General features: G+C 70.4%; 26 protein-coding genes and 1 pseudogene. 8 read left to right on the plus strand and 19 right to left on the minus strand.

The window, feature by feature from the left end; translation table 11 throughout:
- Window positions 1-100 precede the first annotated feature (100 nt).
- Window positions 101-310 carry a DUF397 domain-containing protein gene (locus C1N81_RS15595; RefSeq protein ID WP_394429510.1) on the minus strand — a complete coding sequence of 70 codons (210 nt, stop codon included), beginning with the start codon at window positions 308-310 and terminating at the stop codon, window positions 101-103.
- Window positions 292-1,134 (minus strand): helix-turn-helix domain-containing protein, encoded by an 843-nt coding sequence (locus C1N81_RS15600; RefSeq protein WP_394429512.1) that lies wholly within the window; start codon window positions 1,132-1,134, stop codon window positions 292-294. The genes C1N81_RS15595 and C1N81_RS15600 overlap by 19 nt, the downstream gene beginning before the upstream one ends.
- Before the next feature lie 208 nt (window positions 1,135-1,342).
- Between C1N81_RS15600 and C1N81_RS15605 the strand changes: the two genes are divergently transcribed.
- Window positions 1,343-1,585: a hypothetical protein gene (locus C1N81_RS15605; protein ID WP_394429514.1), complete on the plus strand. Its 243-nt coding sequence runs from the start codon at window positions 1,343-1,345 to the stop codon at window positions 1,583-1,585.
- Between the two features lie 49 nt (window positions 1,586-1,634).
- A pseudogene (locus C1N81_RS15610) lies at window positions 1,635-1,832 on the plus strand (hypothetical protein); the annotation flags it as partial.
- 18 nt (window positions 1,833-1,850) lie between these two features.
- Here the strand turns inward: C1N81_RS15610 and C1N81_RS15615 are convergent.
- Window positions 1,851-3,173 (minus strand): class I SAM-dependent RNA methyltransferase, encoded by a 1,323-nt coding sequence (locus C1N81_RS15615; RefSeq protein ID WP_394429516.1) that lies wholly within the window; start codon window positions 3,171-3,173, stop codon window positions 1,851-1,853.
- 125 nt (window positions 3,174-3,298) lie between these two features.
- The gene (locus C1N81_RS15620) at window positions 3,299-5,344 is read right to left on the minus strand and encodes an APC family permease (RefSeq protein WP_394429518.1); all 2,046 of its coding nucleotides are present in this window, start codon (window positions 5,342-5,344) and stop codon (window positions 3,299-3,301) included.
- A gap of 294 nt (window positions 5,345-5,638) precedes the next feature.
- Between C1N81_RS15620 and C1N81_RS15625 the strand changes: the two genes are divergently transcribed.
- Together C1N81_RS15625 and C1N81_RS15630 are read left to right on the plus strand one after the other, a co-directional pair.
- A complete protein-coding gene (locus tag C1N81_RS15625; RefSeq protein WP_394429519.1) occupies window positions 5,639-6,307 on the plus strand; it encodes a potassium channel family protein in 669 nt (222 codons plus the stop codon).
- A complete protein-coding gene (locus C1N81_RS15630; protein ID WP_164558793.1) occupies window positions 6,307-6,978 on the plus strand; it encodes a potassium channel family protein in 672 nt (223 codons plus the stop codon). The genes C1N81_RS15625 and C1N81_RS15630 overlap by 1 nt, the downstream gene beginning before the upstream one ends.
- A 115-nt stretch (window positions 6,979-7,093) precedes the next feature.
- Here the strand turns inward: C1N81_RS15630 and C1N81_RS15635 are convergent, their stop codons facing one another.
- The 9 genes from C1N81_RS15635 to C1N81_RS15675 all read right to left on the minus strand — a co-directional run bounded on the left by C1N81_RS15635 (window position 7,094) and on the right by C1N81_RS15675 (window position 16,073).
- Window positions 7,094-7,864: a DUF3159 domain-containing protein gene (locus tag C1N81_RS15635; RefSeq protein ID WP_394429521.1), complete on the minus strand. Its 771-nt coding sequence runs from the start codon at window positions 7,862-7,864 to the stop codon at window positions 7,094-7,096.
- Between the two features lie 3 nt (window positions 7,865-7,867).
- Window positions 7,868-8,278 carry an OB-fold nucleic acid binding domain-containing protein gene (locus tag C1N81_RS15640; protein ID WP_361076334.1) on the minus strand — a complete coding sequence of 137 codons (411 nt, stop codon included), beginning with the start codon at window positions 8,276-8,278 and terminating at the stop codon, window positions 7,868-7,870.
- 84 nt (window positions 8,279-8,362) lie between these two features.
- The gene (locus C1N81_RS15645; protein ID WP_394429524.1) at window positions 8,363-9,046 is read right to left on the minus strand and encodes a response regulator; all 684 of its coding nucleotides are present in this window, start codon (window positions 9,044-9,046) and stop codon (window positions 8,363-8,365) included.
- Between the two features lie 50 nt (window positions 9,047-9,096).
- A complete protein-coding gene (locus tag C1N81_RS15650) occupies window positions 9,097-11,769 on the minus strand; it encodes an ATP-binding protein (protein WP_394429526.1) in 2,673 nt (890 codons plus the stop codon).
- Between the two features lie 129 nt (window positions 11,770-11,898).
- Window positions 11,899-12,624, minus strand: coding sequence for an ABC transporter ATP-binding protein (locus C1N81_RS15655; protein WP_394429528.1), 726 nt, complete (start codon window positions 12,622-12,624; stop codon window positions 11,899-11,901).
- A 111-nt stretch (window positions 12,625-12,735) separates the two neighbouring features.
- A complete protein-coding gene (locus C1N81_RS15660) occupies window positions 12,736-13,953 on the minus strand; it encodes an alginate lyase family protein (RefSeq protein ID WP_394429530.1) in 1,218 nt (405 codons plus the stop codon).
- A gap of 245 nt (window positions 13,954-14,198) precedes the next feature.
- Window positions 14,199-14,972 (minus strand): DUF3710 domain-containing protein, encoded by a 774-nt coding sequence (locus C1N81_RS15665; protein WP_394429532.1) that lies wholly within the window; start codon window positions 14,970-14,972, stop codon window positions 14,199-14,201.
- A 1-nt stretch (window position 14,973) separates the two neighbouring features.
- Window positions 14,974-15,492 (minus strand): dUTP diphosphatase, encoded by a 519-nt coding sequence (dut, locus tag C1N81_RS15670; protein ID WP_394429534.1) that lies wholly within the window; start codon window positions 15,490-15,492, stop codon window positions 14,974-14,976.
- Window positions 15,489-16,073, minus strand: coding sequence for a PaaI family thioesterase (locus C1N81_RS15675; RefSeq protein WP_394429536.1), 585 nt, complete (start codon window positions 16,071-16,073; stop codon window positions 15,489-15,491). Before C1N81_RS15675 ends, dut begins: the two co-directional genes overlap by 4 nt.
- Window positions 16,074-16,131: 58 nt before the next feature.
- On the opposite strand from C1N81_RS15675, the gene C1N81_RS15680 reads away from it, so the two are divergent.
- Window positions 16,132-16,578: a DUF3093 domain-containing protein gene (locus C1N81_RS15680; protein ID WP_394429538.1), complete on the plus strand. Its 447-nt coding sequence runs from the start codon at window positions 16,132-16,134 to the stop codon at window positions 16,576-16,578.
- A 72-nt stretch (window positions 16,579-16,650) separates the two neighbouring features.
- On the opposite strand, the gene C1N81_RS15685 is transcribed toward C1N81_RS15680, so the two are convergent.
- The 4 genes from C1N81_RS15685 to C1N81_RS15700 form a co-directional block, all read right to left on the minus strand.
- The gene (locus tag C1N81_RS15685) at window positions 16,651-17,661 is read right to left on the minus strand and encodes a hypothetical protein (RefSeq protein WP_394429540.1); all 1,011 of its coding nucleotides are present in this window, start codon (window positions 17,659-17,661) and stop codon (window positions 16,651-16,653) included.
- Between the two features lie 13 nt (window positions 17,662-17,674).
- Complete coding sequence (locus tag C1N81_RS15690; protein WP_018535993.1) at window positions 17,675-17,971, minus strand: DUF4193 domain-containing protein; 297 nt, start codon at window positions 17,969-17,971, stop codon at window positions 17,675-17,677.
- A gap of 427 nt (window positions 17,972-18,398) precedes the next feature.
- Window positions 18,399-19,634: a sensor histidine kinase gene (locus C1N81_RS15695; protein WP_394429543.1), complete on the minus strand. Its 1,236-nt coding sequence runs from the start codon at window positions 19,632-19,634 to the stop codon at window positions 18,399-18,401.
- A gap of 7 nt (window positions 19,635-19,641) precedes the next feature.
- Window positions 19,642-20,295, minus strand: a complete 654-nt coding sequence (locus C1N81_RS15700) for a response regulator transcription factor (RefSeq protein WP_394429545.1) — start codon at window positions 20,293-20,295, stop codon at window positions 19,642-19,644.
- Between the two features lie 326 nt (window positions 20,296-20,621).
- Between C1N81_RS15700 and C1N81_RS15705 the strand changes: the two genes are divergently transcribed.
- Window positions 20,622-20,795: a hypothetical protein gene (locus C1N81_RS15705; protein ID WP_356491039.1), complete on the plus strand. Its 174-nt coding sequence runs from the start codon at window positions 20,622-20,624 to the stop codon at window positions 20,793-20,795.
- Window positions 20,796-20,891: 96 nt separating this feature from the next.
- On the opposite strand, the gene C1N81_RS15710 is transcribed toward C1N81_RS15705, so the two are convergent.
- Both C1N81_RS15710 and C1N81_RS15715 read right to left on the minus strand, forming a co-directional pair.
- Window positions 20,892-21,689 (minus strand): inositol monophosphatase family protein, encoded by a 798-nt coding sequence (locus C1N81_RS15710; RefSeq protein WP_394437979.1) that lies wholly within the window; start codon window positions 21,687-21,689, stop codon window positions 20,892-20,894.
- 51 nt (window positions 21,690-21,740) lie between these two features.
- A complete protein-coding gene (locus tag C1N81_RS15715; protein WP_394429547.1) occupies window positions 21,741-22,880 on the minus strand; it encodes a ferrochelatase in 1,140 nt (379 codons plus the stop codon).
- Window positions 22,881-23,028: 148 nt separating this feature from the next.
- Here C1N81_RS15715 and C1N81_RS15720 point away from each other — a divergent pair, with 148 nt between their 5' ends.
- Entirely contained in the window at window positions 23,029-24,285 is a 1,257-nt protein-coding gene (locus C1N81_RS15720; protein WP_394429549.1) for an MFS transporter, read from the plus strand.
- Window positions 24,233-25,564: a D-arabinono-1,4-lactone oxidase gene (locus C1N81_RS15725; RefSeq protein WP_394429551.1), complete on the plus strand. Its 1,332-nt coding sequence runs from the start codon at window positions 24,233-24,235 to the stop codon at window positions 25,562-25,564. The genes C1N81_RS15720 and C1N81_RS15725 overlap by 53 nt, the downstream gene beginning before the upstream one ends.
- Window positions 25,565-25,566 lie beyond the last annotated feature (2 nt).

Consider the following 25,566-nt stretch of genomic DNA (forward strand, 5'->3'; position numbering starts at 1 on the left):
CAGCACGCCGTACGCGCACGATCACCGACCTGCCCCACCCGTTACTGGACGGCACCGTACACGCGCGCCCGCGCGCCGATCAACGATGACGGCGGCCTGATCAGTCGCCCAAGCGCCCGCGTTTGAGCGCCGACACGAAAAGGGACCAGCCGGTAGCCGGGAACACGAGGACCGAGCCATGCGGAACCTTGCTGTCCCGCACCGGAACGGCGGCAGCGAAATCGTCGGAGATTTCGACGCACTCGCCCCCGTCCTGATTGCTGTAGCTGCTCTTACGCCAAGCTGCGGCACTCAAGTCGACGGGTCGCACAGCACTTCCTCCAACGTGGCCAAGACGAACTTGCGCGACTCGGCCGGAGACAACGCCAGGTCACGCATCTCATCGTACGCACGTTGCAATCGCTCGACCGGAGCGTTCTCCTCGATGAGATCGCCCCGGTAGCCGTTCTCCGTGTACGCCACCGTACGTCCGCTCGCCAGCCGCAGAAACATCACGGTGGCGTTCATCAAGCCGTGCGGCCCCGCGTTCAACGGAAGCACCTGCATCTTCACGTTCGGCCGCTCGACCACTTCCGCCAGATACTCCAACTGCCCCCGCCAAGCCCCCACATCGCGCAACGGCATCCGCAGGACCGCTTCCGACAGAATCGAGCGGAACGGGGGCGCGTCCTCCCCCGCCAACAACTCTCGCCGCCCCATCCGAGCCTCGACCTGCTGCTCAAGCTCCCGCCCCTTGAGCCCGCCGGCCGCGAGAACCTCCCGCGCATACCCGGGCGTCTGCAAAAGGCCCGGCAGCACGCTCACCGCGAAGTGCCACAGGCTCCCCGCCTCCGCCTCCAGCGCCATGTATCGCCGGTACCGCTCACGGAACTGCGTATGGTCCCCGGCGGCAAGCTCCCACAGTGCGAGCAACAGCCCCGGCGTCCCGTAGTGCGTGTCCAGCGCTTGGACGACCTCCGGGCTGCCGATCGTCTCGCCCTTCTCCATCTTGCCGAAGAGCGAGTAGTCCCAGCCCAGCCGTTCACCGAGGGCCCGCAGACTTGTCCCGCTAGCGGCCCGCAACCGCCGCAACTCCTCCGCGAACCGCTGACGTGGCTCCTGACTGCGGCCGGTGATGACGCGCCGTTGCGACATACCGCTCCCTCCGGGACGTGCGCATGAACGATGTGGAACGCGTGGAACCACGTGATCGGACGGGGGCACCATCGCCCCCTCCACAACGCGGTCGCTGGCCCCCGGCGACACCCTGGTGACGGCCAGGCTACGCAGCGTAATTCACGCAGGACAGCCAGGTGATGAAGTCAGCGGAACCCGCACACGCAACCCCAAGGACGAGGACCACATGACCCCCACGCCGCGCAGCGTCACCACCGAACCCAAGATCGCGGAAGCCGTCGCAGCCCGCGACGCCCTCGCCACCGCGCTCTCCAGGGCGGGTATCCAGCTCCCCGCGATGGACATCCGCACTCCTTGGGCGGACGACCGCAAGGACGAAGCCCGGTACGCGCTCGTCCACTTGGGCGTGTGCTCGGCCTCCGTCGCCCTGCTGCTCGCGGACGTGATCACCAAGGGAACCGCGGGGTGACGGACGCAGCCGACGACGCCCCGGCCGCTGCCCCGTCGTCGTCACCACCGGCAAGGTCGTCCACGACACCGCCCGCGACCGCGTCGGCCGCGTCATGGGCCACGAGGGGCCGTACATCCAGCTCCGCCCGCTCGCCGGTGGCCGTGAATGGGACGCCACCCCCGACCACATCCGCGTTCTCACGTCGCACGAACTACTGAGCGCCCTCCTCGCCGTGGCGAACGCCCGCAGCAGACACCCCAGATAACGGCCCCCGCGACAGCGGCTACTTCCCGACCGGCTCCAGAATCGCCACGCACTCCACGTGATGCGTCATCGGGAACAGATCGAAAACCCGCAGCGTCCGCACCTTGTACCCGCCCTCCCGGAAGTACCCGAGGTCCCGGGCCAGCGCGGCCGGGTCGCAGGCCACATAGGCGATGCGGCGGGCGCCGAGCGTTGTGAGGTGGGCGACCGTCTTCTTTCCGGCGCCCGCGCGCGGCGGGTCGAGGACGATGAGGTCGGCCTCGGTGATGCCGGTGCGGGGCAGGGCCACGTCGACCTTGCCCTGCTCGATGCGGACCCGGTCGAAGGAGGCCAGGTTGTGGCGGGCGTCCTCGACCGCGCGCTTGCCGGACTCGATGCCGAGCACCGCGCCCTTCTCGCCGACGCGGTCCGCGAGGGCGCCCGCGAAGAGGCCGACGCCGCAGTACAGGTCGAGCGCCGTGTCGCCCTTGCGGGGTAGCAGGCCCTGCATCACCGCACGCATCAGCGTGTTCGCCGCCTGCGGGTGCACCTGCCAGAAGCCGCCGCTCCCGACCCGGTACGTACGGTCGTCCGCGCGCTCGCGCACGAAGGCGCGGCCGTGCACGCGGTGCACCCCGCCGTCCTTCTCGCCGACGCGCATCACGGAGACGGGCTTGTCGAGCTCGACGAGGGGCAGCCGGGCGCCGGGCTTCGGCTCCAGGATGACCATGCGGTCCTGGGAGCCGGTGGCGGCGATGGCGTCGACGGACTCCATGCCGGTCCAGTTCCGCTGCTCGATGCCCAGCTCGGAGACGCCCTCGGCCGCGATCATGCAGTGCTCGATGGGCTCGACCTCGTGCGAACGGTGGCGGCGCAGACCGGCGTGGCCGTCCTCCGTCACCGCGTACTGGACGCGCGTGCGCCACTGCGGCACCTGGCCCGCCGGAACCTTGTCGCCCTCGGCCGGCATCACCGTGCCGTCCCAGCCGGCCTCCTCGGGGGTCAGCCCCGCGAGCCGCTGCAGCTGCTCGGCGACGACCTCGCCCTTCAGGCGGCGCTGCGCGCCCGGCTTCGCGTGCTGCCAGTCACAGCCGCCGCAGCGGCCGGGGCCCGCGTACGGGCACGGCGCCTCGATGCGGTCCTTGGACGCGTCGAGCACCTGTACGGCGTCGGCGCGCAGGAACCGGTCGCCCTCGTCGCCGGAGGTCACCCGGGCGACGACCCGCTCGCCGGGCAGCGTGTGCCGGACGAAGAGGACCTGGCCCTCGGCCGTACGCGCGATGCAGTGCCCGCCGTGCGCGACGGGCCCGATCTCGACCTCGTACTCCTCCCCCACCAGTGACGTCTTCTCTTCTGCCTGCATGGCGGGGGCTCCAGTACGTAAGGGGGGAACGTGACCACATGGAAGCGGCCGGACAACAGCCGTCCAGTCTACGTGGCTGTCACCCGGCCCTTCACCATGAGTCCAGGGCCCCGGTCAGGGCGCCGCTACTTGCCGCTCGGCTCCTTGGGCCGCTTCTCCACCGGCCCCCGGCGCACCGCACCCGGCGCGTTCCACTCGGAGCGCCTGCGGGCCCGCTTCTTGGCCGCCTCGGAGGACTCCAGCTGGTAGGGGACGGACGTCACCATGATCCCCGGTGTGAAGAGGAGACGCCCCTTGAGCCGGAGCGCGCTCTGGTTGTGCAGCAGGTGCTCGTACCAGTGGCCGACCACGTACTCGGGGATGATCACGCTGACGGCGTCGCGCGGCGACTCCCGGCGCAGGCTCTTGACGTACTCGATGATCGGCCGGGTGATCTCCCGGTAGGGCGAGTCAAGGACCTTGAGCGGCACGTCAATACCTCGACGCTCCCACTCCTCCCTCAATGCCTTCGTCTCGGCCGGATCAACATTGACGCTCAAAGCCTCAAGAGTGTCCGTACGCATCAACTTCGCGTAGGCCAGTGCGCGCAGCGTCGGCCGGTGGATCTTCGACACCAGGACGATGGAGTGCACGCGGGACGGGCGGACGCTGTCGTCGGACGGCGTCTCCGGCGCGGCGATCTCCTCGGCGACCCGGTCGTAGTGCTTACGGATCGCGGTCATCGTCGCGTAGAAGATGCACATGCCGAGCAGCGCGACCCAGGCACCGTGCGTGAACTTCGTGACCAGGACGACGACGAGGACGAGGCCGGTGAAGAAGGCGCCGAACGCGTTGATCGCCCGGGAGCGGATCATGTGGCGGCGCTTGTCGGCGTCGCGCTCGGTCGCCAGGTGGCGGTTCCAGTGCCGGACCATGCCCGTCTGGCTGAGCGTGAAGGAGACGAACACGCCGACGATGTAGAGCTGGATCAGCCGGGTCGAGTCCGCGCCGTAGATGACGACGAGCAGCATGGCCGCGCCCGCGAGCAGCACGATGCCGTTGGAGAACGCGAGGCGGTCACCACGGGTGTGCAGCTGGCGCGGCAGGTAACGGTCCTGGGCGAGGATCGAGCCGAGCAGCGGGAAGCCGTTGTACGCCGTGTTGGCGGCAAGGAAGAGGACGAGGGCCGTGGCCGCCGCAAGGACGATGAACAGGAAGCTGCCCTTGCCGAAGACGGCCTCGGCAACCTGGCTGATCACCGGGTTCTGCACGTAGTCGGAGCCGACCGCGATGCCGTTGTGGATCAGATCCGTGGCGGGGTGCTCGGCCATCCGGACCTTGGTGGCCATGGCGAGCGCGATGATGCCGCAGAACATGGTGACCGCGAGCGCGCCCATGAGCGCGAGCGTGGACGCCGCGTTCTTCGACTTGGGCTTGCGGAACGCGGGGACGCCGTTGGAGATCGCCTCGACACCGGTGAGCGCAGCACAGCCGGACGAGAAGGCGCGCAGGAGCAGGAAGACGAGCGCGAAGCCCGCGAGCCCCTGGTGCTCGGCCTTGATGTGGTAGTCGGCGGTGGGTGCCCGCATGGAGTCGTCGAGGACGATGCCGCGGAAGGCACCCCACGCGATCATGATGAAGACGCCGGCGACGAACACGTACGTCGGGATCGCGAAGAGCTTCCCGGACTCCTTGACGCCGCGCAGGTTCATCAACGTCAGCAGGACGATCACGGCGCAGGCGCACAGCACCTTGTGCTCGACCACGAAGGGGATCGCCGAGCCGAGGTTCTCGATGCCGGAGGCGATGGAGACGGCGACGGTGAGGACGTAGTCGACGAGCAGGGCGCTGGCGACTGTGAGCCCGGCTTTCGGGCCGAGGTTGGTGTTGGCCACCTCGTAGTCGCCGCCGCCGCTCGGGTAGGCGTGCACGTTCTGCCGGTAGGAGGCGACGACCGTGAACATCAGCACGACGACCGCGACGGCGATCCAGGGGCTGAAGTGATAGGCCGACACGCCCGCGATGGAGAGGACCAGCAGGACCTCGCCCGGCGCGTACGCCACGGAGGACAGCGGGTCGGAAGCGAAGACGGGGAGAGCGATGCGCTTCGGCAGGAGCGTTTCCCCGAGCCGATCACTGCGCAGTGCGCGCCCGATCAAGATCCGTTTGGGCACGTCGGTCAGTTTGGACACGCAGAGGATCGTAAGCGTTCGAAAGGGGGGCCGCCCACCCACCACCCCGAATCGGCACCGCGCCCCCTCGTACCGGGCACGCCACCGGCCCGGAAAGCCCCGACGATCTAGCGCCCGACGCGAAGGAGGACTTCGCCCGCATTGCCGCTACGGTGGTGCCGAGCGCGCGACGGGGAATAAATCCGGCGTCGCGCCCGAGATCGAGCCGCACCGGTCGGACCGAGCCGCGAGAGAGAGTCATGAGCAGGGTTTTTACGCAGGTCAGTAGGCCTATGAGGAGTGCGGGGTAGGTCCGTGCATATCGTGATCATGGGCTGTGGCCGAGTGGGGTCCCAGCTCGCCCAGACCCTGGAGCAACAGGGCCACACGGTCGCCGTCGTCGACCAGGACCCGACGGCCTTCCGCCGTCTGGGCTCCGGGTTCGGCGGGCGCCGCGTCACGGGGGTCGGCTTCGACCAGGACACCCTGCGCGAGGCCGGTATCGAGGAGGCGGGCGCCTTCGCCGCCGTCTCCAGCGGTGACAACTCGAACATCATCGCCGCCCGGGTGGCCCGCGAGATGTTCGGCATCGAGAACGTGGCGGCGCGGATCTACGACCCCCGCCGCGCCGAGGTCTACCAGCGCCTCGGCATCCCCACGGTCGCCACGGTCCGCTGGACCGCCGACCAGATGCTGCGCCGCCTGCTGCCGTCGGGCGCGGAGCCGCTGTGGCGCGACCCGACCGGCGGGGTGCAGCTCGCCGAGGTGCACGCCTCCGACTCCTGGGTCGGGCACAAGATCAGCCGCCTCCAGGAGGAGACGGGCGTGCGCGTGGCGTTTCTCACCCGGCTCGGCGAGGCGATCCTGCCCACGTCGCAGACGGTGCTGCAGGAGGGCGACCTCGTGCACGTGATGATGCGCACGGACGAGGTCGAGAAGGTCGAGGCGGCGTTCGCCGAAGGCCCCGAGGAAGGCGGTCACTGATGAGGGTCGCCATTGCCGGAGCCGGAGCGGTCGGCCGCTCGATCGCGGGCGAGCTCCTGGAGAACGGCCACGAGGTCCTCCTCGTCGACAAGGCACCGACGGCCATCTCGGTCGAGCGCGTCCCGCAGGCGGAGTGGCTGCTCGCCGACGCCTGCGAGATCACGTCCCTGGACGAGGCGGCGCTCCAGCGCTGCAACGTGGTCATCGCGGCCACCGGCGACGACAAGGTCAACCTCGTCGTCTCCCTGCTCGCGAAGACCGAGTACGGGGTTCCGCGGGTCGTCGCCCGCGTGAACAACCCGAAGAACGAGTGGCTGTTCAACGAGTCGTGGGGCGTCGACGTCGCCGTCTCCACCCCGCGCCTCATGTCGGCCCTGGTCGAGGAGGCGGTGAGCGTCGGCGACCTGGTCCGCCTGCTCCGCTTCAGCCACGGCGACGCGAACCTGGTCGAACTGACGCTCCCGCCGGAGTCCGCCCTGGCGGGCACGCGCGTGGGCGACGTCCAGTGGCCCCAGGACACGTCCCTGGTGACGATCATCCGCGGCACCCGCGTCCTGGCCCCCAGCCAGGAGGACTCCCTGGAGGCCGGCGACGAACTGCTGTTCGTGGCGGCCCAGGCGCGCGAGGAGCAGCTGGAAGACCTGCTGTCGGTCCGCCGCGAGGACGCGTAAAGAAATGCAAAAGGATGGCCCGGCGAGCGAAAGCTCGCCGGGCCATCCTTTTGCATTTCAGGGGCGCGGGGAACGGCGCGAGCAACCACGCACGGTCCGCACCCGCAAGACGGCCTCAGGCCTCACGACGGTGCCGCGGGGCCCCGCCTTCCGCACGGGCCGCCTTCTCCGCCTTCTCGGCAGCCTCCGCGGCCTCCATCTCGGCGAACACATCAATAGGCGCGGGCGCCTTCGCCAGGAACACCCAGGTCAGCCACACCGCAAGCAGGAACGGCGGAATCTTCAGCGCGATGAGGACCCAGCCGAACTGCGTCGTGTCGCCCCACCAGTACAGAGGGAAGAGCACCGCGCACTTGGCGAGCAGGATGAGCCCCCAGGCCCAACTCGCCTTGGCGTACGCCTTCTTGCGCCCGGGGTTGCGCGTACGCCACGACAGGTTCTCCTTGAACACCGGCCCGAGAATGAGCCCGATCAGAGGAACACCGCACAGCGTGGTGATGATGTAGGCGAGCGCGAGCCCCAGCGTGTAGAGCATGCCGGGCAGGTAGAAGTCCTTGGCATTGCCGGTCATCATCGCGAAGACGACGCCGAACGCGACACCGAAGACGCCGCTGAAGGCGTGCTTGACGGTGTCCTTCATGACCAGGCGGACCACGACCAGGACCAGGGACACCGCGAGGGCCGCGATGGCCGACATGTGCAGGTCCTTGTTGATCGTGAAGATGGTCACGAAGAGGAGGCCGGGGACGACCGTCTCCACCATGCCCCGCACGCCGCCGAACGCCTCGAAGAGCGCGGCTTCGGTCACCGCCTTGGAGGCGGTGGAGCCGTCAACAGTTCGATCGGCTTCTTGTTCGCGGTCGGTCGGCTTGTCGAGGGACGTCACCGGCTACTCCCGTCCGAGCGGTCTGAGTTCGTACTTCGGGTTGAACAGCACCCTACGGCCCCGGCTCATCGAGATCCGTCCCGAAGCGATCAGCTTGCGGCCGGGTTCGATGCCCACGATCGAGCGTCGCCCGAGCCAGACCACGTCGAGCGCGGCCGAGCCGTCGAACAACTCCGCTTCCAGGGCCGGAACTCCGGCGCGTGGTCGCAGGGTCACCGTGCGCAACGTACCAGTTACCGAGACGACTTGGCGGTCATGGCAGTCACCGATGCGTGTGCAGCCCGTGGTCTCCGAGTCCTCGCGCAGCTCCTCCGACTCCAGATCCTCCTGCGAGGTGGACAGTCGGTCGAGCATGCGCCGGAAACGGCCCGCCGGCTTCTCGGACGCCCTGTCGGAACGAGGAACAGCACTCATACAGGAAGCGTACCCGGGGCCGCTGACACGGTCGTACTCGCTGGTGTACCCGGTTTCCGGGCCCCCGCCACTCGGGGGCGGCACCTACTTCTCGAACCGGTAGCCCATCCCGGGTTCGGTGATGAAGTGCCGCGGGTGCGAGGGGTCGGTCTCCAGCTTGCGGCGCAGCTGCGCCATGTACACGCGCAGGTAATTGGTCTCCGTGCCGTAGGAGGGCCCCCAGACCTCCTGGAGCAGCTGCTTCTGGCTGACAAGGCGGCCGGTATTGCGCACGAGCACTTCGAGCAGGTGCCACTCCGTGGGGGTGAGGCGTACGTCGCGGCCGTCCCGGTGGACCTTTTTCGCGGCCATGTCGACGGTGAAGTCGTCGGTCTCGACGATGCCGCCGTCCTCGGGGCCGCCGGTGGGCTCCGCGCGGCGCACGGCGGCCCGCAGCCGGGCCAGCAGCTCGTCCATGCCGAACGGCTTGGTGACGTAGTCGTCGGCGCCCGCGTCGAGCGCCTCCACCTTCTCGTCGGAGGAGTGGCGTGCGGAGAGCACCAGGATCGGTACGCGGGTCCAGCCGCGCAGCCCCTTGATGACCTCGACGCCGTCCATGTCGGGCAGCCCGAGGTCGAGGACGACCACGTCGGGGTGGCGGGCGGCGGCGAGCTGGAGGGCGCCCGCGCCGTCGGACGCGGCGTCCACCTCGTACTTGCGCGCTTTCAGGTTGATGACGAGGGCGCGCACGATCTGCGGTTCGTCGTCGACCACGAGCACCCGGGTCATGCGTGCCTGCCTCTCTGCGTTTCTTGCTGTCCTTGCGGCCCGTACGGGTCTTACTGTCCTTGCGGCCCGTACGGGTCCTGCTGTCCTTGCGGCCCGTACGGGTCCTGCTGCCCTTGCGGCCCGTACGGGTCTTGCGGCCCTTCGATGGCGGCCGCCGGGGTCACCGGTGCCCCCGGAGCCGCCGTAGGGGTCAACGTCTGGTCCTGCGGTTCGGATGCGCGGCCCGCGGCCCGCAAGGTGAGCACCATGGTGAGGCCGCCTCCTGGAGTGTCCTCCGCGCCGAGCGTGCCGCCCATGGCTTCGGCGAAGCCGCGTGCCACGGCGAGCCCGAGCCCCACGCCCGCGCCGCGCGGAGCGTCCCCGTAGCGCTGGAACGGGGCGAAGATGCGCTCCTTGGCCTCGTCCGGGACGCCGGGTCCGCGGTCGACCACGCGGAGTTCGAGCCGTTCGCCGAGGGTGCTGGCGGAGACGAGGACGGGTTGATCGGGTGGACTGTACTTGACGGCGTTCTCGACGATGTTGGCGACGGCCCGCTCCAGCAACCCCTTGTCCACCTTGACCATGGGCAGCGACTCGGGGATGTCGAGGTCGACACTGCGCTCCGGGTCCGGCACACCGACCAGCGCCATCGGCACCACCTCGTCGAGGTCGACCTCGCGGATGAGCGGGGTGACGGTGCCGGTCTGGAGGCGGGACATGTCGAGCAGGTTGCCGACGAGGTGGTCCAGGCGGTCGGCGCCCGCCTCGATCCCCTCCAGCAGCTCCGCCTGGTCCTCGGGCGACCAGTCGACGTCCTCGGAGCGCAGAGAGGAGACGGCGGCCTTGATCCCGGCGAGCGGGGTGCGCAGGTCGTGGCTGACGGCGGCGAGCAGGGCGGTGCGGATGCGGTTGCCCTCGGCGAGGGTGCGGGCCTGCTCGGCCTCGGACTGGAGCCTGCGCCGGTCCACGACGACGGCAGCCTGGGCGGCGAACGCGGCCAGGACCCGGCGGTCCTCGGCAGGCAGGACGCGTCCGGACAGGGCGAGCGCCATGTGGTCGCCCACGGGGACGTCGACGTCGGCGTCCTCGGGGCGGCCGTCCGGGCGCGGTCCCGCACTGCCCGCGCAGGTCCATGGCGCGGTGTCGCTCTCGCGCTCCAGGAGGGCCACGGACTCCATGGCGAAGGTCTCCCGTACGCGTTCGAGCAGCGCCTCCAGGCTGGTGTCGCCGCGCAGCACGCTGCCCGCGAGGAAGGAGAGGATCTCGGACTCGGCGCGCAGCCTGGCGGCCTGGTGGGTGCGGCGGGCGGCCAGGTCGACGACGGAGGCGACGGAGACGGCGACGCTGAAGAAGATCACGATGGCGACGAGGTTCTTCGGGTCTGCGACCGTGAACAGGTGCAGCGGCGGCGTGAAGAAGTAGTTCAGGAGCAGCGAGCCGAACGCCGCCGAGGCCAGGGCCGGCAGGAGCCCGCCGATCAGCGCCGCCGCCACGGTGAGCGACAGGAACAGCAGCATGTCGTTGGCGAGGCCCAGGTCGGCGTCGACATGGGTGAGCACGAGCGCGAGCAGCGCGGGGCCGCCGACGCCGATGAGCCAGCCGCCGATGATGCGGGAGCGGCCGAGCCGGGCGCCGCGCGCGACGGGCAGTCCGCGCCCCTTGGCCGCCTCCTCGTGCGTGACGATGTGGACGTCGAGGTCGGGCCCCGACTCGCGGGCGACGGTCGCGCCGACGCCGGGCCCGAACATGTACTGCCAGGCCTTGCGGCGCGAGGAGCCGAGGACGATCTGGGTGGCGTTGACGCCGCGGGCGAACGCCAGGAGCGCGGCGGGGATGTCGTCGCCGATGACGTGGTGGAAGGTGCCGCCGAGGTCCTCGACCAGGGTGCGCTGGACGGCCAGCTCCTTGGGCGAGGCGGCGGTGAGGCCGTCGCTGCGGGCGATGTAGACGGCGAGGACCTCGCCCCCGGCCCCCTTCTCGGCGAGCCGCGCCGCGCGCCTGATCAGCGTCCGGCCCTCGGGGCCGCCGGTCAGGCCGACCACGATGCGTTCGCGGGCCTGCCAGGTGGAGCGGATGTCGTGTTCGCCGCGGTATTGCTGCAGGTACTCGTCCGCGCGGTCGGCGACCCACAGGAGGGCGAGTTCGCGCAGGGCGGTGAGGTTGCCGGGGCGGAAGTAGTTGGAGAGGGCCGCGTCGACCTTGTCCGGCTTGTAGATGTTGCCGTGGGCCATGCGGCGGCGCAGCGCCTGGGGCGACATGTCGACCAGCTCGATCTGGTCGGCGCGGCGCACGATCTCGTCGGGGACGGTCTCGCGCTGCCGTACGCCGGTGATCGCCTCGACCACGTCACCCAGTGATTCGAGGTGCTGGATGTTGACTGTCGAGACGACGTCAATGCCCGCGTCAAGCAGTACACGTACGTCCTGCCAGCGCTTGGCGTTGCGGGAGCCCGGCACATTGGTGTGCGCCAGTTCGTCGACGAGGGCGACGGCAGGGGCGCGGGTGAGGACCGCGTCCACGTCCATCTCCTCGAAGACGGAGCCGCGGTACTCGATCTCCCTGCGCGCGACCTGTTCGAGGCCGTGCAGCATGACCTCGGTCCGTGGCCGCCGGTGGTGCTCGACGAACGCCACCACGCAGTCGGTGCCGCGCTCGATACGGCGGTGCGCCTCGGACAGCATCGCGTACGTCTTGCCGACGCCCGGTGCGGAACCGAGATAGATCCGGAGCTTGCCGCGTCCCATGGCCTCTTCGTCTTCCTGCTCGCTACGTCACGACCTTACGGTCAGCGCGCCGGTAAAACGGGACGGATGCCTGGTGGGCGGGTGTCTTTGACACAACCCTGATGCCGCGCGGGCCGCACGGCGGCGGGTTCAGCGCTCGACGATCTCGCCGTCGCTCAGCTCCAGGACGCGGTCGGCGAGGTCGAGCAGGGCCGCGTCGTGGGTGGCGACGAGCGCGGTCACGTGCTCGCTGCGCACGACGGCGCGCAGCAGCTCCATGACGGCGAGACCGGTCTCGGCGTCGAGCTGCCCGGTCGGTTCGTCGGCGATGAGGAGGGCCGGCTTGTTGGCGAGGGCGCGGGCGATGGCGACGCGCTGCTGCTGGCCGCCGGAGAGTTCGCCGGGCCGCTGCTTGGCGTGGTCCGCCAGGCCGACGAGGCCGAGGAGCAGCTCGACGCGTTCCTCGCGCTCGCGCGCCGGCGCCTTGCGCAGCCGCATGGGCACGCCGACGTTCTCGGCGGCGGTGAGGATCGGGATGAGCCCGAAGGACTGGAAGATGAAGCCGATACGGTCCCGGCGCAGCTCCAGGAGCCCGTTCTCGCCGAGGTCGGCGAGGCTGCGCCCGTCGACCTCGATGCGCCCGCTGTCGGGCTCGTCGAGGCCGCCGACGAGGTTGAGCAGGGTGGTCTTGCCGGAGCCGGAGCGGCCCTTGAGGGCGACGAGTTCGCCGCGCGGCACCTCGAAGGAGACGCCGCGCAGGGCGTGCACCGCGGCGGCGCCGCTGCCGTAGGAGCGGTGCAGGTCCCGCACGACGACCATCGGCCCGCGGCCGTCCTGGTCGAGGACGGCGGTCCCCGCCTCGGTGCTCTCGCTCATGCGCCTTGCTCCCCCGTACGTACGTTCCCGGCCGGGCGTCAGTATGGTCACGCGGCGCCCGGCCGGGCAATGGTCGCAGCCGGTCGCGAAGGGGCTCGCGAAAAGGCCGGCCTAGCTCGGGTTCTCGGCGTGGGTCAGGGTCTCCCAGGCGACGAAGAGGTTGTTGGAGCCCGCGGGCCGCTGCTGCTCGGTCAGCTTCTGGGTGTTGGTCATGGCCGTGCCGAGGCGGGTGTGCAGCGCGTTGTAGCCCACCTCGGTGACGGGGCCGAGGCCGCGGTTGACGCTGCCGTTGCACAGTGTGCTCGGGACAGCGGTGCCGAGTTCGTACTTGGCCTGGAAGCCGAGCGCCTGCCGAAGCCGCTCGCCGACGTCGGTGCCGTACAGGTCCTGGCCCTGGATGCGGCTGGTCTCGGCGATGTGCGAGATGGCGGAGATGCCGTATCCGGTGTGGGTGAAGTCGCGACACGTCTCCTGCGTCAACCCGGTCATGAAGGTTGACTGGCCTTGCCAATAGTTGACGATCTTCGCCTTGGTATCCAGGTTCTGGCTCGGCACCGTCTTGGGCAGCGCGCCGTCCGACTCCAGGTAGACGTACGCGGCCGTCCGCGTGCGGAACTTCGCCATCGCCTTGTCGTACGACGTCTTGTCCTCGAGGAAGACGGAGATGCCGACGGCCGCCTCCATCATCGACAGCTCCCAGTTGCCGTTGGAGTTGGAGCCGTTGATCACCTTGGGCAGGTACACGTCGCGCAGCATGGTCCGGAAGCGGCTCTCGTTGGCCCAGCCGCCGCTGTACGTGTACTTGATGATCTCGGCGGCCTTGGGCCAGGAGGAGCCGGCCCAGCCGGTCTGCAGCGGCGCGTTGCTGTTGGTGTGGTCCTTGATCGTTGCGGACCAGGCGTCCATGAGCGCGATCGACTTCTTCGCGTAGCGCTCGTCGCGCGTGAAGTACCAGGCGAGCGCGTCGGTGTAGGCGGCTATCGCGTCCTCGCGCTCGTCGGTGCAGCCGTAGTTGGGGTTGGAGTACGAGCCGCACTCGACGGTGGCGCGCGGCTTGGGCGTGCGGTTCAGATCGGCGTACTTGCTCGCCATCATCTGGTCGAAGGCGCTCTTCCAGGGCTGCGCCCCGGCGTCGACCTTGGCCTTGGTGAAGTCGAGCTGCCCCTTGGAGACGGTGACGCCGGGGTGGGCGAACGTGGCGGGCGCGGCGTCGGCGCGCTCGGCGCCGGGCCCGGTGACGACGCCGGCCACCAGGGCGGTGACGGCGGTGACGAGCGTGGCAAGCAGGGCGGGACGCGTTCTGCGGTGCTGCGTGGGACGAGCCTGCATGGTGGGGGCCATCCGTTCTCGTATGTGAACGTCGGGCGCCGATATGAACACGGCGTTGGCCGGTGACCCTAGGTACGGACCAGACTTCCGTCAAGTACTGAGAAAAGAAACGCAGTTGGGGCGCACCGCGCACGGCCCGCAAGGCGCACAGGGCCCGAAGGGCTCGGCACGGCGCGCACGACGAACGGCCGGGGCCGCGCACCCTGTGGGATGCGCGGCCCCGGCCGTCGTACGGATGAACGCAGTCAGCGAACCTCGGTGATCTCCGGGCCACGGGCCAGCTGCCCCATGCCCCCGGAGAAGCGCGAGCCCTCGCCGGTGTCCTGCCCGACGCCCTCGGCGACCATCTGGGCGTCCTCCGGGAGCTTCAGGACGATCGGGTCGCGCGGGGCCATCGGGCCCTCGCCGCGGACCACGACCGTGTCCCGGAAGATCTGCTCAAGGAGGCCGGCGGCCTGCGGCTGCACCGCGCCCTGACCCGAGATCACACCGCGCAGGAACCAGCGCGGGCCGTCCACACCGATGAACCGGACGACCTGGAAGCCGCCCGTGCCGTCCGGCAGCTGCACCGGCACCTGGGCCCGCAGCTCCCAGCCGAGCGGGCCCTCGACCTCGTCGATCACACCGCCCTGCTGCGTGATGCCCGAGGCGATCTCCTCGCGGACCTCGCCCCAGATGCCCTCCTTCTTGGGGGCGGCGAAGGCCTGCAGCTGCACGGCGCTGTCCTGGAGGACGACGGTCGCGGCCACGATCGCGTCGCCCGCGACCTCCACGCGCAGCTCCATGCCCTCGACGCCGGGCACGAAGAGCCCGCCCAGGTCGACCCGGCCCTCGCCGGGCTCGCGGACCTCGGTCGAGTCCCAGGGGCCGTCGGGGCGCGGCTCGGGCTCGAGCCGGACGCGCTCCGGCTCCCCCTCGGCGTCCGTGTCGGCACTGTCGACACCGTCGACCTGCTCGGCCTCGCCCGCCGCGTCCACTGCGTCTTCAGCGGAGCTGTTCTTCTTGCGACGTCCGAACACGTCACTGTCCTTCCCGGTCGGATACGACCGAAGCGTATCGATTCCCACCCTTTTGACCGTCCGTGCCCACGGAGGCATGTCCGCCCGTGGACCCGAAGCCCCCCTCGGCCCGAGCGGAGTCGGGAAGCTGGGCCACCTCGTGGAAGCGCACCCTCTCGACCTGCTGGACGACCAGTTGGGCAATCCGGTCGAAACGCTCGAACCGCACGCTCTCGCGCGGGTCGAGATTCACCACGATCACCTTGATCTCCCCACGGTACCCGGCATCCACCGTCCCTGGGGCATTCACCAGAGCGACACCGCAGCGCGCTGCGAGGCCGGACCGCGGGTGCACGAAGGCCGCGTACCCCTCGGGGAGCGCGACAGACACCCCGGTGGGCAGGATCGCGCGCTCGCCGGGGGCGAGTTCGCACGCCTCGGTGGTCCGCAGATCCGCGCCCGCGTCGCCCGGGTGCTCGTACGCGGGCAGCGGTACGTCGGCATCGACGCGCCGGATCAGCACGTCCAACGGCTGGGTCACGGGTTCACCTCGAAGGCGCGGGCGCGCCGGACCTGGTCCGGGTCGCTCATGGCCGCCTGGATCTCCTCCGGGCGGCCGTTGTCGATGAAGTGGTCGACCTTCACCTCGATGAAGAGGGCCTCGGCGCGGACCGCGACGGGCCCGTCGGGGCCGCCGATCCGGCCCGTGGCGGTCGAGTAGATCTTGCGCCCGGCGACCGCGGTGACCTCGGCGGACAGGAACAGCACGGTGTCCACGGGCACGGGGCGCACGAAGTCCGTCTCCAGGCGCCCGGTGACGGCGATGACGCGCAGCAGCCAGTTCAGCGAACCCAGCGTCTCGTCGAGCGCGGTGGCGAGGATGCCGCCGTGCGCGAGGCCGGGTGCGCCCTGGTGGGCGGCGCGCACGGTGAACTCGGCGGTGACGCTCACGCCGTCACCGGCGCGCGCCTCCAGGTGGAGTCCGTGCGGCTGCTCGCCGCCGCAGCCGAAACAGTGTCCGTAGTGCGCGCCGAGGAGCTCTCCCGGGGCGGGAGCGTCGGGGTGCCGCTCGGGCGCTATGGCGTCGGCGGGGGGCGTCAGAGCTGCTGAAGTACCACTCACAGGCGCAGACCTTACCCGCGCGCCCTATGCAGTCATGCATCGTGCCAAGCTTGGCTCCATGGAGCTCTCGACGACGCCTTACGAAGAACGCCTCACCGCACCCCGTTCGTGGTGGCTGGTGACCTTTCTGGTGGGTGTCGCCTGCGGTCTGACGCTGCTGCCCTTCGGCACGCTCCCGCTGCTCGGCGGCTTCGTCGGCGGCCTGCTCGTGGCGGCGGTCGTCACCAGCCAGTACGGCTCCATCCGTATCCGTGTGGTGGCCGGTTCGCTGGTCGCGGGCGACGCGAAGATCCCGCTTTCGGCGCTGGGCACGGTGGAGATCCTGGACGCGGAGGAGGCCCGCGCCTGGCGTACGTACAAGGCGGATCCGCGCGCGTTCATGGTGCTGCGCAGTTACGTCCCCACGGCGGTCCGCGCGGAGATCACCGATCCGACGGACCCGACGCCGTACGTCTACCTGTCGACGCGCGAACCTGAAACTTTGGCAAAGGCTCTGGGCGCCTGAGGCGTCGCCTGGTCGCGAGACCGCTCAGTCGTCGGGTCCCGAGACCGCTCAGCCGTCGGGCCGCGAGACCGCTCAGTCGTCGATCTCCAGCGCGTCCTCGGGGGTCGCCAGGGGCGGCAGCTCCGGCAGGGCGTCCCAGGGCACCTGGAAGCGCCGCAGGTCCTTGCGCACCCGCTCCGCAAGGCGCTTGGTGTCCCGGCGGTTCATCGCGCCGCCGACCGCGGCGCCGACCAGGAACGGCATGAGCATCGGCAGGTCGCGCAGCATCCGTTTCATGATCTGCTGGCGCAGCTCGCGCTTCATCTGACCGCCGAGCGCACGGTCGAACGTCGTGGGTTTCGCGATGTCGATGCCGCGCTCCTGCGACCAGGAGGAGAGGTAGACGCCGCTGCGGTCCATGAGGCCGCCCTTGGGCCGCACCCCGTAGACCTCGTGCAGTTCGGCGATCAGCTTCAGCTCGATCGCGGCGACGCCCGTGATCTCCGCGGCCAGCTCGGCGGGCATCGCGGGCGGTACGGGCAGCATCGCGGCCGCGCCCACTCCGGCGCCCACCGTGGAGGTGGCGGCCGCCGCTCCGGAGACCAGCTTGTCGGCGAGGTCTTCGGGGCCGAGCCCCGGGAACTGTTTGCGCAGCGTCGCGAGGTCCCGTACGGGCACCCGCGGCGCGATGTCGATGATCCGGTCGGCGAGGTAGCCGATCCCGGCTCTGGCGGCGGTGCCGCCCTTGACCATTCCGGTCCTGGCGGCGCTGCCGCCCTTGACCATCCCCGTTCTGGCCACGCTGCCGGTCCTGCGGACGCCGTCCCTCACGGCGTTCGCCCGGCGGCGGGCCGGCCGTGCCTCGAGGCCGGCCGTGTCCATCGCGTCGGCCGCGTCGGCGTCGTGCTGGTCCACGACGCCGGCCGCCGCCGGCTCGCCCGTCCTCTCGCGCGCGTGAGCCACTTCGAGCGAGGCGCCCGCACCGATGTCACCGGTGGAAGAGCCTCGCTCGTCGTCGTCACGCACGGCCTTTGACGGGCCTTGTGCCGCGTTCCAGCGCCTGATCCGGACGCGGCGCTTCCAGGGCGGGGTCGAGCCACTCATGCCCGACCCCACCTCAGTCGCAGTCGCGGCAGATCGGCTGGCCGTTCTTCTCCCGCGCGAGCTGGCTGCGGTGGTGCACCAGGAAGCAGCTCATGCAGGTGAACTCGTCCTGCTGCTTGGGCAGGACACGGACGGCCAGCTCCTCGTTCGAGAGGTCGGCGCCCGGGAGCTCCAGGCCCTCGGCCGCCTCGAACTCGTCCACGTCCACATTGGACGCCGACTTGTCGTTCCGCCGGGACTTCAGTTCTTCGATGCTGTCCTCGTTGAGGTCGTCATCGGTCTTGCGTGGGGTGTCGTAATCCGTTGCCATGTCGCGCTCTCCCCCTCTGGGTGTATGCGGTGTCTCAGCGCACGTAACGCATGAGAGGCCGGACTTGTGCCCGACCTGAGGCGGAGATTTTGCCTCACATCAAGGTCTGTTACTCAATCGACACCCAACCGGACCCCTCTGTAGTGATCGGCTTGGGTGGCGAACCGGACCGTACACCGTCCGATTTCGCTCCGCACGGGCGCCACCCCGTGTACTTCCCGTGATCAAGCTGCCCGAAAACTCGGATTTTCCGGCTTTCAGGCGGCTTTTACGATCACGGAGCGTGGAGTACGGGAATATCGGCCTTGTGATCGATCACACACGGCATCTCCGGACTCAACTCCGGAAAATTCCGCTATAAGCGAACCCCTGCGGCGCGTCGGCGGAAGCATGTCAGATCCCTCCGCCCGTCGCACGTCGAACCCGGCTAGATCGGCAGCGTGACACGCATCACCAGGCCACCCCCCTCGCGGGGAACCGCGCTGATCCGGCCACCGTGGGCGCGGGCGACCGAGCGGGCGATGGACAGCCCGAGGCCCACCCCCTTGTCGCTGCCCGTGCGCTCGGTGCGCAGCCGCCGGAACGGCTCGAAGAGGTTGTCGATCTCGTACGCGGGGACCACGGGCCCCGTATTGGTGACGAGCAGGACGGCCTGACCGTGCTGGGCGTCGGTGTGGACCTCGACCCAGCCGTCCTCCGCCACGTTGTACCGGATCGCGTTCTGCACGAGGTTCATGGCGATGCGCTCGAGGAGGACGCCGTTGCCCTGGACGACCGCCTCCTTGCGCTCGCCGCGGATTTCCACGCCTTTCTCCTCGGCCTCGGATCTGGCCTGATCGATCGCCTGGGTGGCCACCTCCGCGAGGTCCACGGGCTTGCGCTCGACGATCTGGTTGTCGCTGCGGGCGAGCAGCAGCAGCCCCTCGACGAGCTGTTCGCTGCGCTCGTTCGTGGCGAGCAGCGTCTTGCCGAGTTGCTGGAGCTCGACCGGGGCGCCCGGGTCCGAGAGGTGGACCTCCAGGAGGGTGCGGTTGATGGCGAGCGGGGTGCGCAGCTCGTGCGAGGCATTGCCGACGAAACGCTGCTGTGCGGTGAACGCCCGCTCCAGGCGGTCCAGCATCTCGTCGAAGGTGTCCGACAGCTCCTTCAGCTCGTCGTCCGGGCCGTCCAGCTCGATGCGGCGGGTCAGGTCCGAGCCGGCCACGCGGCGCGCGGTGCGCGTGATGCGGCCGAGCGGGGACAGGACCCGGCCCGCCATCGCGTACCCGAAGGCGAACGCGATGATCGCGAGGCCGAGCAGCGCCATCAGGGAGCGGCTCAGCAGGACGTCCAGGGCGTGCTGGCGCTGCTGGTTGACGCAGTCGTTCAGGGCGTCGTTGAGCTGGTTGTCCGTCGGGGCGGCAGGGATGGTGCAGACGGAGCTGACGAGGTTGTGATTGATGATCTTGAACGGCAGCTCGCTGCCCACGTTGAGCGCCTGCGCCGCGAGCATGTAGATGATCGAGAGCAGCAGGATGCCCGCGATGAGGAACATGCCGCCGTACAGCAGCGTGAGCCGTATGCGGATCGTGGGGCGGAGCCAGGGGAAGGGCGGGTCGACCTTGGTGCCGGGCTTCCAGGTGGGCTTCGGTGGCGCGCTGGGGGGCGCTGGTGCGGCGGCCATGGAGGGATCAGATCCGGTAGCCGGAGCCGGGCACCGTGACGATCACCGCGGGCTCGCCGAGCTTGCGGCGCAGCGTCATGACGGTGACCCGCACGACATTGGTGAACGGGTCCGTGTTCTCGTCCCAGGCCTTCTCCAGGAGCTGCTCGGCGGAGACGACGGCGCCCTCACTGCGCAGCAGTACTTCCAGGACGGCGAACTCCTTGGGGGCGAGCTGGATCTCCTTGCCCTCGCGGAACACCTCGCGCCGGTTCGGGTCGAGCTTGATCCCCGCGCGCTCCAGGACGGGCGGCAGCGGCACGCTCGTACGGCGTCCGAGGGCGCGGACTCGGGCCGTCAGCTCGGTGAACGCGAAGGGCTTGGGCAGGTAGTCGTCGGCGCCCAGCTCCAGGCCCTCCACGCGGTCGCTGACGTCGCCGGACGCGGTGAGCATCAGGATGCGGGTGGGCATGCCCAGCTCGACGAGTTTGCGGGCGACGTCGTCGCCGTGCACGAGCGGGAGGTCGCGGTCGAGGACGACCACGTCGTAGTCGTTGACGCCGATGCGCTCCAGGGCGGCCGCACCGTCGTACACGACGTCGACGGCCATGGCCTCCCGGCGCAGTCCGGTGGCCACCGCATCGGCGAGCAGTTGCTCGTCCTCGACGACGAGTACGCGCACGTCGCTGTCCTTCCTCTGGCCGCCCGCGGGCGGGTTCGGGCGCGCGCGGGCGGATCTGTTTCACGGGGTGTGGGCCTCCATCCTGCCCCTTTCGGCCATAAACCGGCTGTAAGGCGACCAGGCGCACCGGCGGGGCCGGTTTTTCTGGGCGCATCGAGGTTTCCCCGGAAGGGTCGGGGGGGAGGACGGGTTTACACCCGCGATCACGCTTTGTATGTGGCGTGCCACGAGCTGCCAGCCGCGGGGCGGCTGGGGACGTGATCGCCCCTTCCACAGGGCACACCCCCGTGCCACCGACCCACGACCCAGGACGAGGGGGCGCAACCATGGACGCATTCACCGCAGGACTTCTGCAGCGCATAAAGGCGGCCGAGTCCGACCTCACGCTGGCGCGCGAGACCGGCGACGACTTCCTTGCCGAGGTCGAGCAGGGCGAGCTGGACGACCTCCACCGCCTCGCCGCGGAACACGGCGTGGAGATCCACGCCGCGAGCGCCTGACCAGCGCTCGGCGCACGATCCGTACGGCCGCACAGAAGGGCCCCGGCGCCTGATATCGATCCAGGCGGGCGCCGGGGCCCTTCGCCGTGTCCGGGGTCAGTCGTGCCAGGCGCCGAGCTCCTCGAGGCGGTCCCTGAGCTGCTCGAAGAGGCCGGGCGGCGCGGCGATCGTCAGCTCGGGCGAGACGGGCTCGCCGGGGCGGCCGCCGGTCAGGGCGCCCGCCTCGCGCGCGATGAGGTCGCCCGCCGCGTAGTCCCAGGGGTTGAGGCCGCGCTCGTAGTACGCGTCCAGGCGGCCCAGGGCCACGTCGCACAGGTCGATCGCCGCCGACCCGCCCCGCCGGATGTCCCGCACCTGGGGGACCAACTCCCGTACGACGTCGGCCTGATGGGCCCTGCGCGTCTCCAGGTAGCCGAATCCGGTGCCGACGAGGGCCTGCGCGAAAGGCGGCGCCACGCGCGCGTGGGCGGCACGGTCGTTGACGTAGGTGCCCTCCCCCAGGACGGCGCGGTAGGTCTCGCCGCGCAGGGGCGCGGCGACGACGCCGACGAGGGTCTCGCCGTCCTTGCGGGCCGCGATGGAGACGGACCAGTCGGGACGCCCGTACAGATAGTTGACGGTGCCGTCGATCGGGTCGATCACCCACTGGACGCCGCTGGTGCCCTCCCGGGAGGCGCCCTCCTCGCCGAGGACGCCGTCGTCGGGGCGGCGCTCGGCCAGGTAGTCCGTGATCAGCTTCTCGGAGGCGATGTCCATCTCGGTGACCACGTCGACGGCGCTGGTCTTGGTGGCGGCGACGCCGAGGTCGGCGGGGCGCCCGTCCCGCAGGAAGGCCCCGGCGCGAGCGGCCGCCTCCAGGGCGACGTCGAGCAGTTCGGCCTTGAGGGCGGTCACGGCGGCCCCGGAGTCGGTCACGGCGGCCTTGCGGTCGGTCACGGCGGTTCCTTACGCGTACGGGCTGTCGGCGCCCGCGGCGGCGGGCTTGGGGGCGCGGGCGGGGCAGCAGCCCACGGGGCACAGGTCGTGGCTGGGGCCGAGCGCGCCGAGGGCGCACGGTGTGACGTTTTTCCCGCTCTCCTTCGCGGCCCGCTCCAGGACCAGTTCCCGTACGGCCGCGGCGAAGCGCGGGTCGGCGCCCACGGTGGCGGAGCGGCGCACCGGAAGGCCCAGCTCCGCGGCCTTGGCGGTGGCCTCGGTGTCGAGGTCGTACAGGACCTCCATGTGGTCCGAGACGAACCCGATGGGGGCCATGACGACGGCCGGTACGCCCGCGCCGTGCCGCTCCTCCAGGTGGTCGCAGATGTCAGGCTCCAGCCACGGGATGTGCGGGGCGCCGGAACGCGACTGGTAGACGAGCTGCCAGGGGTGGTCGACGCCGGTCTCCTCGCGCACCGCGTCGGCGATCAGCCGCGCGACGTCCAAGTGCTGCTTCACGTACGCGCCGCCGTCCCCGTGCTCCTCGACCGGGCCGGACGCGTCGGCCGCCGCGTTCGGGATGGAGTGGGTGCTGAACGCGATGTGGGCGCCGTCGCGGACCTCGTCGGGCAGGTCGGCGAGGGACTTCAGGACGCCGTCGACCATGGGCCGCACGAAGCCGGGGTGGTTGAAGTAGTGCCGCAGCTTGTCGATCTTCGGCGGCTCCAGGCCCTCGGCCTCCAGTGCGGCGAGCGACTCGGCGAGGTTCTCGCGGTACTGGCGGCACCCCGAGTACGAGGCATAGGCGCTGGTGGCGAGCACCAGGACGCGGCGGTGGCCGTCGGTGACCATCTCGCGCAGGGTGTCGGTCAGGTACGGCGCCCAGTTCCTGTTGCCCCAGTAGACCGGCAGGTCGAGGCCGTGCTCGGCGAAGTCCTTGCGCAGGGCGTCGAGCAGCGCCCGGTTCTGGTCGTTGATCGGGCTGACCCCGCCGAAGAGGAAGTAATGCTGGCCCACTTCCTTGAGCCGCTCCTTGGGGATGCCGCGGCCCCGTGTCACGTTCTCCAGGAACGGGACGACGTCGTTGGGGCCCTCGGGGCCACCGAACGAGAGCAGCAGCAAAGCGTCGTAGGGGCGGGCATCAAGGCTGGCAGCGAGCGCGTCTGGCATGTCTTCGATCCTGCCACCCGCCACTGACAGGCGGAAAACTGCCATGCCGCCCCGCGCCCGACACGCGTAAGCTGTATCGGCCACGTATGCGGCTCACCCCTTACGCCCTGCACCTTTCGCGCCTTGCACCTTTTCGCCGGAGACCCCCTTGCCCAGCCCCTACCGCGCCATCTTCGACCTCCCCGGCACCAAGAGCTTCTCGCTGGCCGGGTTCCTGGGCCGGATGCCCCTGTCGATGATGGGCATCGGGATCGTGACCATGGTCTCGCAGCTGACCGGGCGCTACGGCCTCGCGGGCGCCCTGTCGGCGACGGTGGCGCTGTCCGCCGCGGTGATCGGGCCGCAGATCTCGCGCCTGGTCGACCGGCACGGCCAGCGGCGCGTCCTGCGCCCGGCCACGCTGGTCTCGCTCGTCGCGGTCGCGGGGATGCTGCTGTGCGCCAAGTACGAGGCGCCGGACTGGACGCTGTTCCTGTGCGCCGCTTTCATCGGCTGCGTCCCGAGCGTCGGCTCGATGATCCGCGCCCGGTGGGCGGTCCTGTACGAGCACACCCCGCGCCGGCTGCACACGGCGTACTCCTTCGAGTCCGTGATCGACGAGGTGTGCTTCATCTTCGGGCCGATCATCTCGATCGGTCTGTCCACGGCCTGGTTCCCCGAGGCGGGGCCGCTCCTTGCGGGCTGTTTCCTCGCCGCGGGCGTCTTCTGGCTGACGGCGCAGCGCGCCACGGAGCCGGTGCCGCACCCGCGCGCGCAGCATGGCGGCGGATCGGCGCTCCGCGCGCGTGGGCTGCAGGTCCTGGTGGCCACGTTCGTGGCGACGGGCGCGATCTTCGGCGCGGTCGACGTGGTCACGGTGGCCTTCGCGGAGGACCAGGGGCACAAGTCCCTGGCCAGTGTGGTGCTCGCCGTGTACGCGGCCGGGTCCTGTGTCGCGGGCGCCGTCTTCGGCCTGCTGCACTTCAAGGGGGCGCCCGCGCGCAGGTGGCTCCTTGGGGTGGTGGCGATGGCCGTGAGTATGATCCCCCTCCAACTGGTCGGGAACCTGGCGTTTCTGGCCGTGGCGCTCTTCGTTGCGGGCCTGTCCATCGCGCCGACGATGATCACGACGATGGCCCTCGTCGAGCAGCACGTACCACGCGCGAAACTGACCGAGGGCATGACGTGGGTGAGCACCGGGCTCGCGGTCGGTGTCGCGCTCGGCTCCTCCGCGGCCGGCTGGGTGATCGACGCCGCCGGTGCGAAGGCCGGGTACGGGGTTCCGGGGATCGCCGGCGCCGTCGCGGTCCTGGTCGCGTTCCTCGGCTACCGCCGGCTGAAGCAGCCGGTTCCGCGGCGGGGAGGAACTACCGATGAGCACGGCGCAGAGAAGCAGCGGCGCGAAGAGCGGCGCGGCGTGGCGTAACTGGGCGGGCAACGTCACCGCGCGCCCCGTACGGGAGGTGACGCCCGCGTCCGTGGAGGAGCTGTCCGCCGCGGTGCGCGGGGCGGCGCGGGACGGCCTGAAGGTGAAGGCCGTCGGCACGGGCCACTCCTTCACGGCGACCGCGGCCACGGACGGAGTGTTGGTACGCCCTCAACTGTTGACCGGTATCCGCACCATTGACCGCGCCAACATGACGGTCACGGTCGAGGCGGGCACTCCGCTCAAGCGGCTCAACCTGGCCCTCGCCCGTGAGGGCCTGTCGCTCACCAACATGGGCGACATCATGGAGCAGACCGTCTCCGGCGCCACCAGCACCGGCACCCACGGCACGGGCCGCGACTCCGCCTCGATCGCCGCGCAGATCAAGGGGCTCGAACTGGTGACGGCGAGCGGGGAGCTGCTCACCTGTTCCGAGAAGGAGAACCCGGAGGTCTTCGCGGCCGCCCGGATCGGCCTCGGCGCGCTCGGGATCATCACGGCCATCACCTTCGCCGTGGAGCCGGTCTTCCTGCTGACCGCGCGGGAGGAGCCGATGGCCTTCGACCGGGTCATGGCCGACTTCGACGAGCTGCACGCCGAGAACGAGCACTTCGAGTTCTACTGGTTCCCGCACACCGGCAACTGCAACACCAAGCGCAACAACCGCAGCGCCGGTCCCGAGGCGCCCGTCTCGCGGGTCAACGGCTTCATCGAGGACGAGCTGCTCTCCAACAGCCTCTTCCAGGTGGTCAACTCGCTCGGCCGCGCGGTGCCCGCCACGATCCCGACGATCGCCAAGATCTCCAGCAAGGCGCTCTCCGCGAGGACCTACACCGACATCCCCTACAAGGTCTTCACATCACCGCGCCGGGTGCGCTTCGTGGAGATGGAGTACGCCGTTCCGCGCGAGGCGCTCGTGGAGACGCTGCGCGAGCTGAAGACCATGGTGGACCGCTCGACCCTGCGGGTCAGCTTCCCGGTCGAGGTGCGCACCGCGCCCGCCGACGACATAGCGCTGTCCACCGCGTCCGGCCGCGAGAGCGCCTACATCGCGGTCCACATGTACAAGGGCACCCCGTACCAGCGGTACTTCACGGCCGCCGAGCGGATCTTCACCGCGCACGAGGGGCGTCCGCACTGGGGCAAGATGCACACGCGCGACGCGGCGTACTTCGCGCAGGCGTACCCGCGCTTCGCCGAGTTCACCGCGCTGCGTGACCGCCTGGACCCGGACCGTCTTTTCGGCAACGCCTACCTGCGCCGGGTCCTCGGCGACTGACG

It is taken from the genome of Streptomyces sp. SGAir0957 (assembly GCF_043523415.1).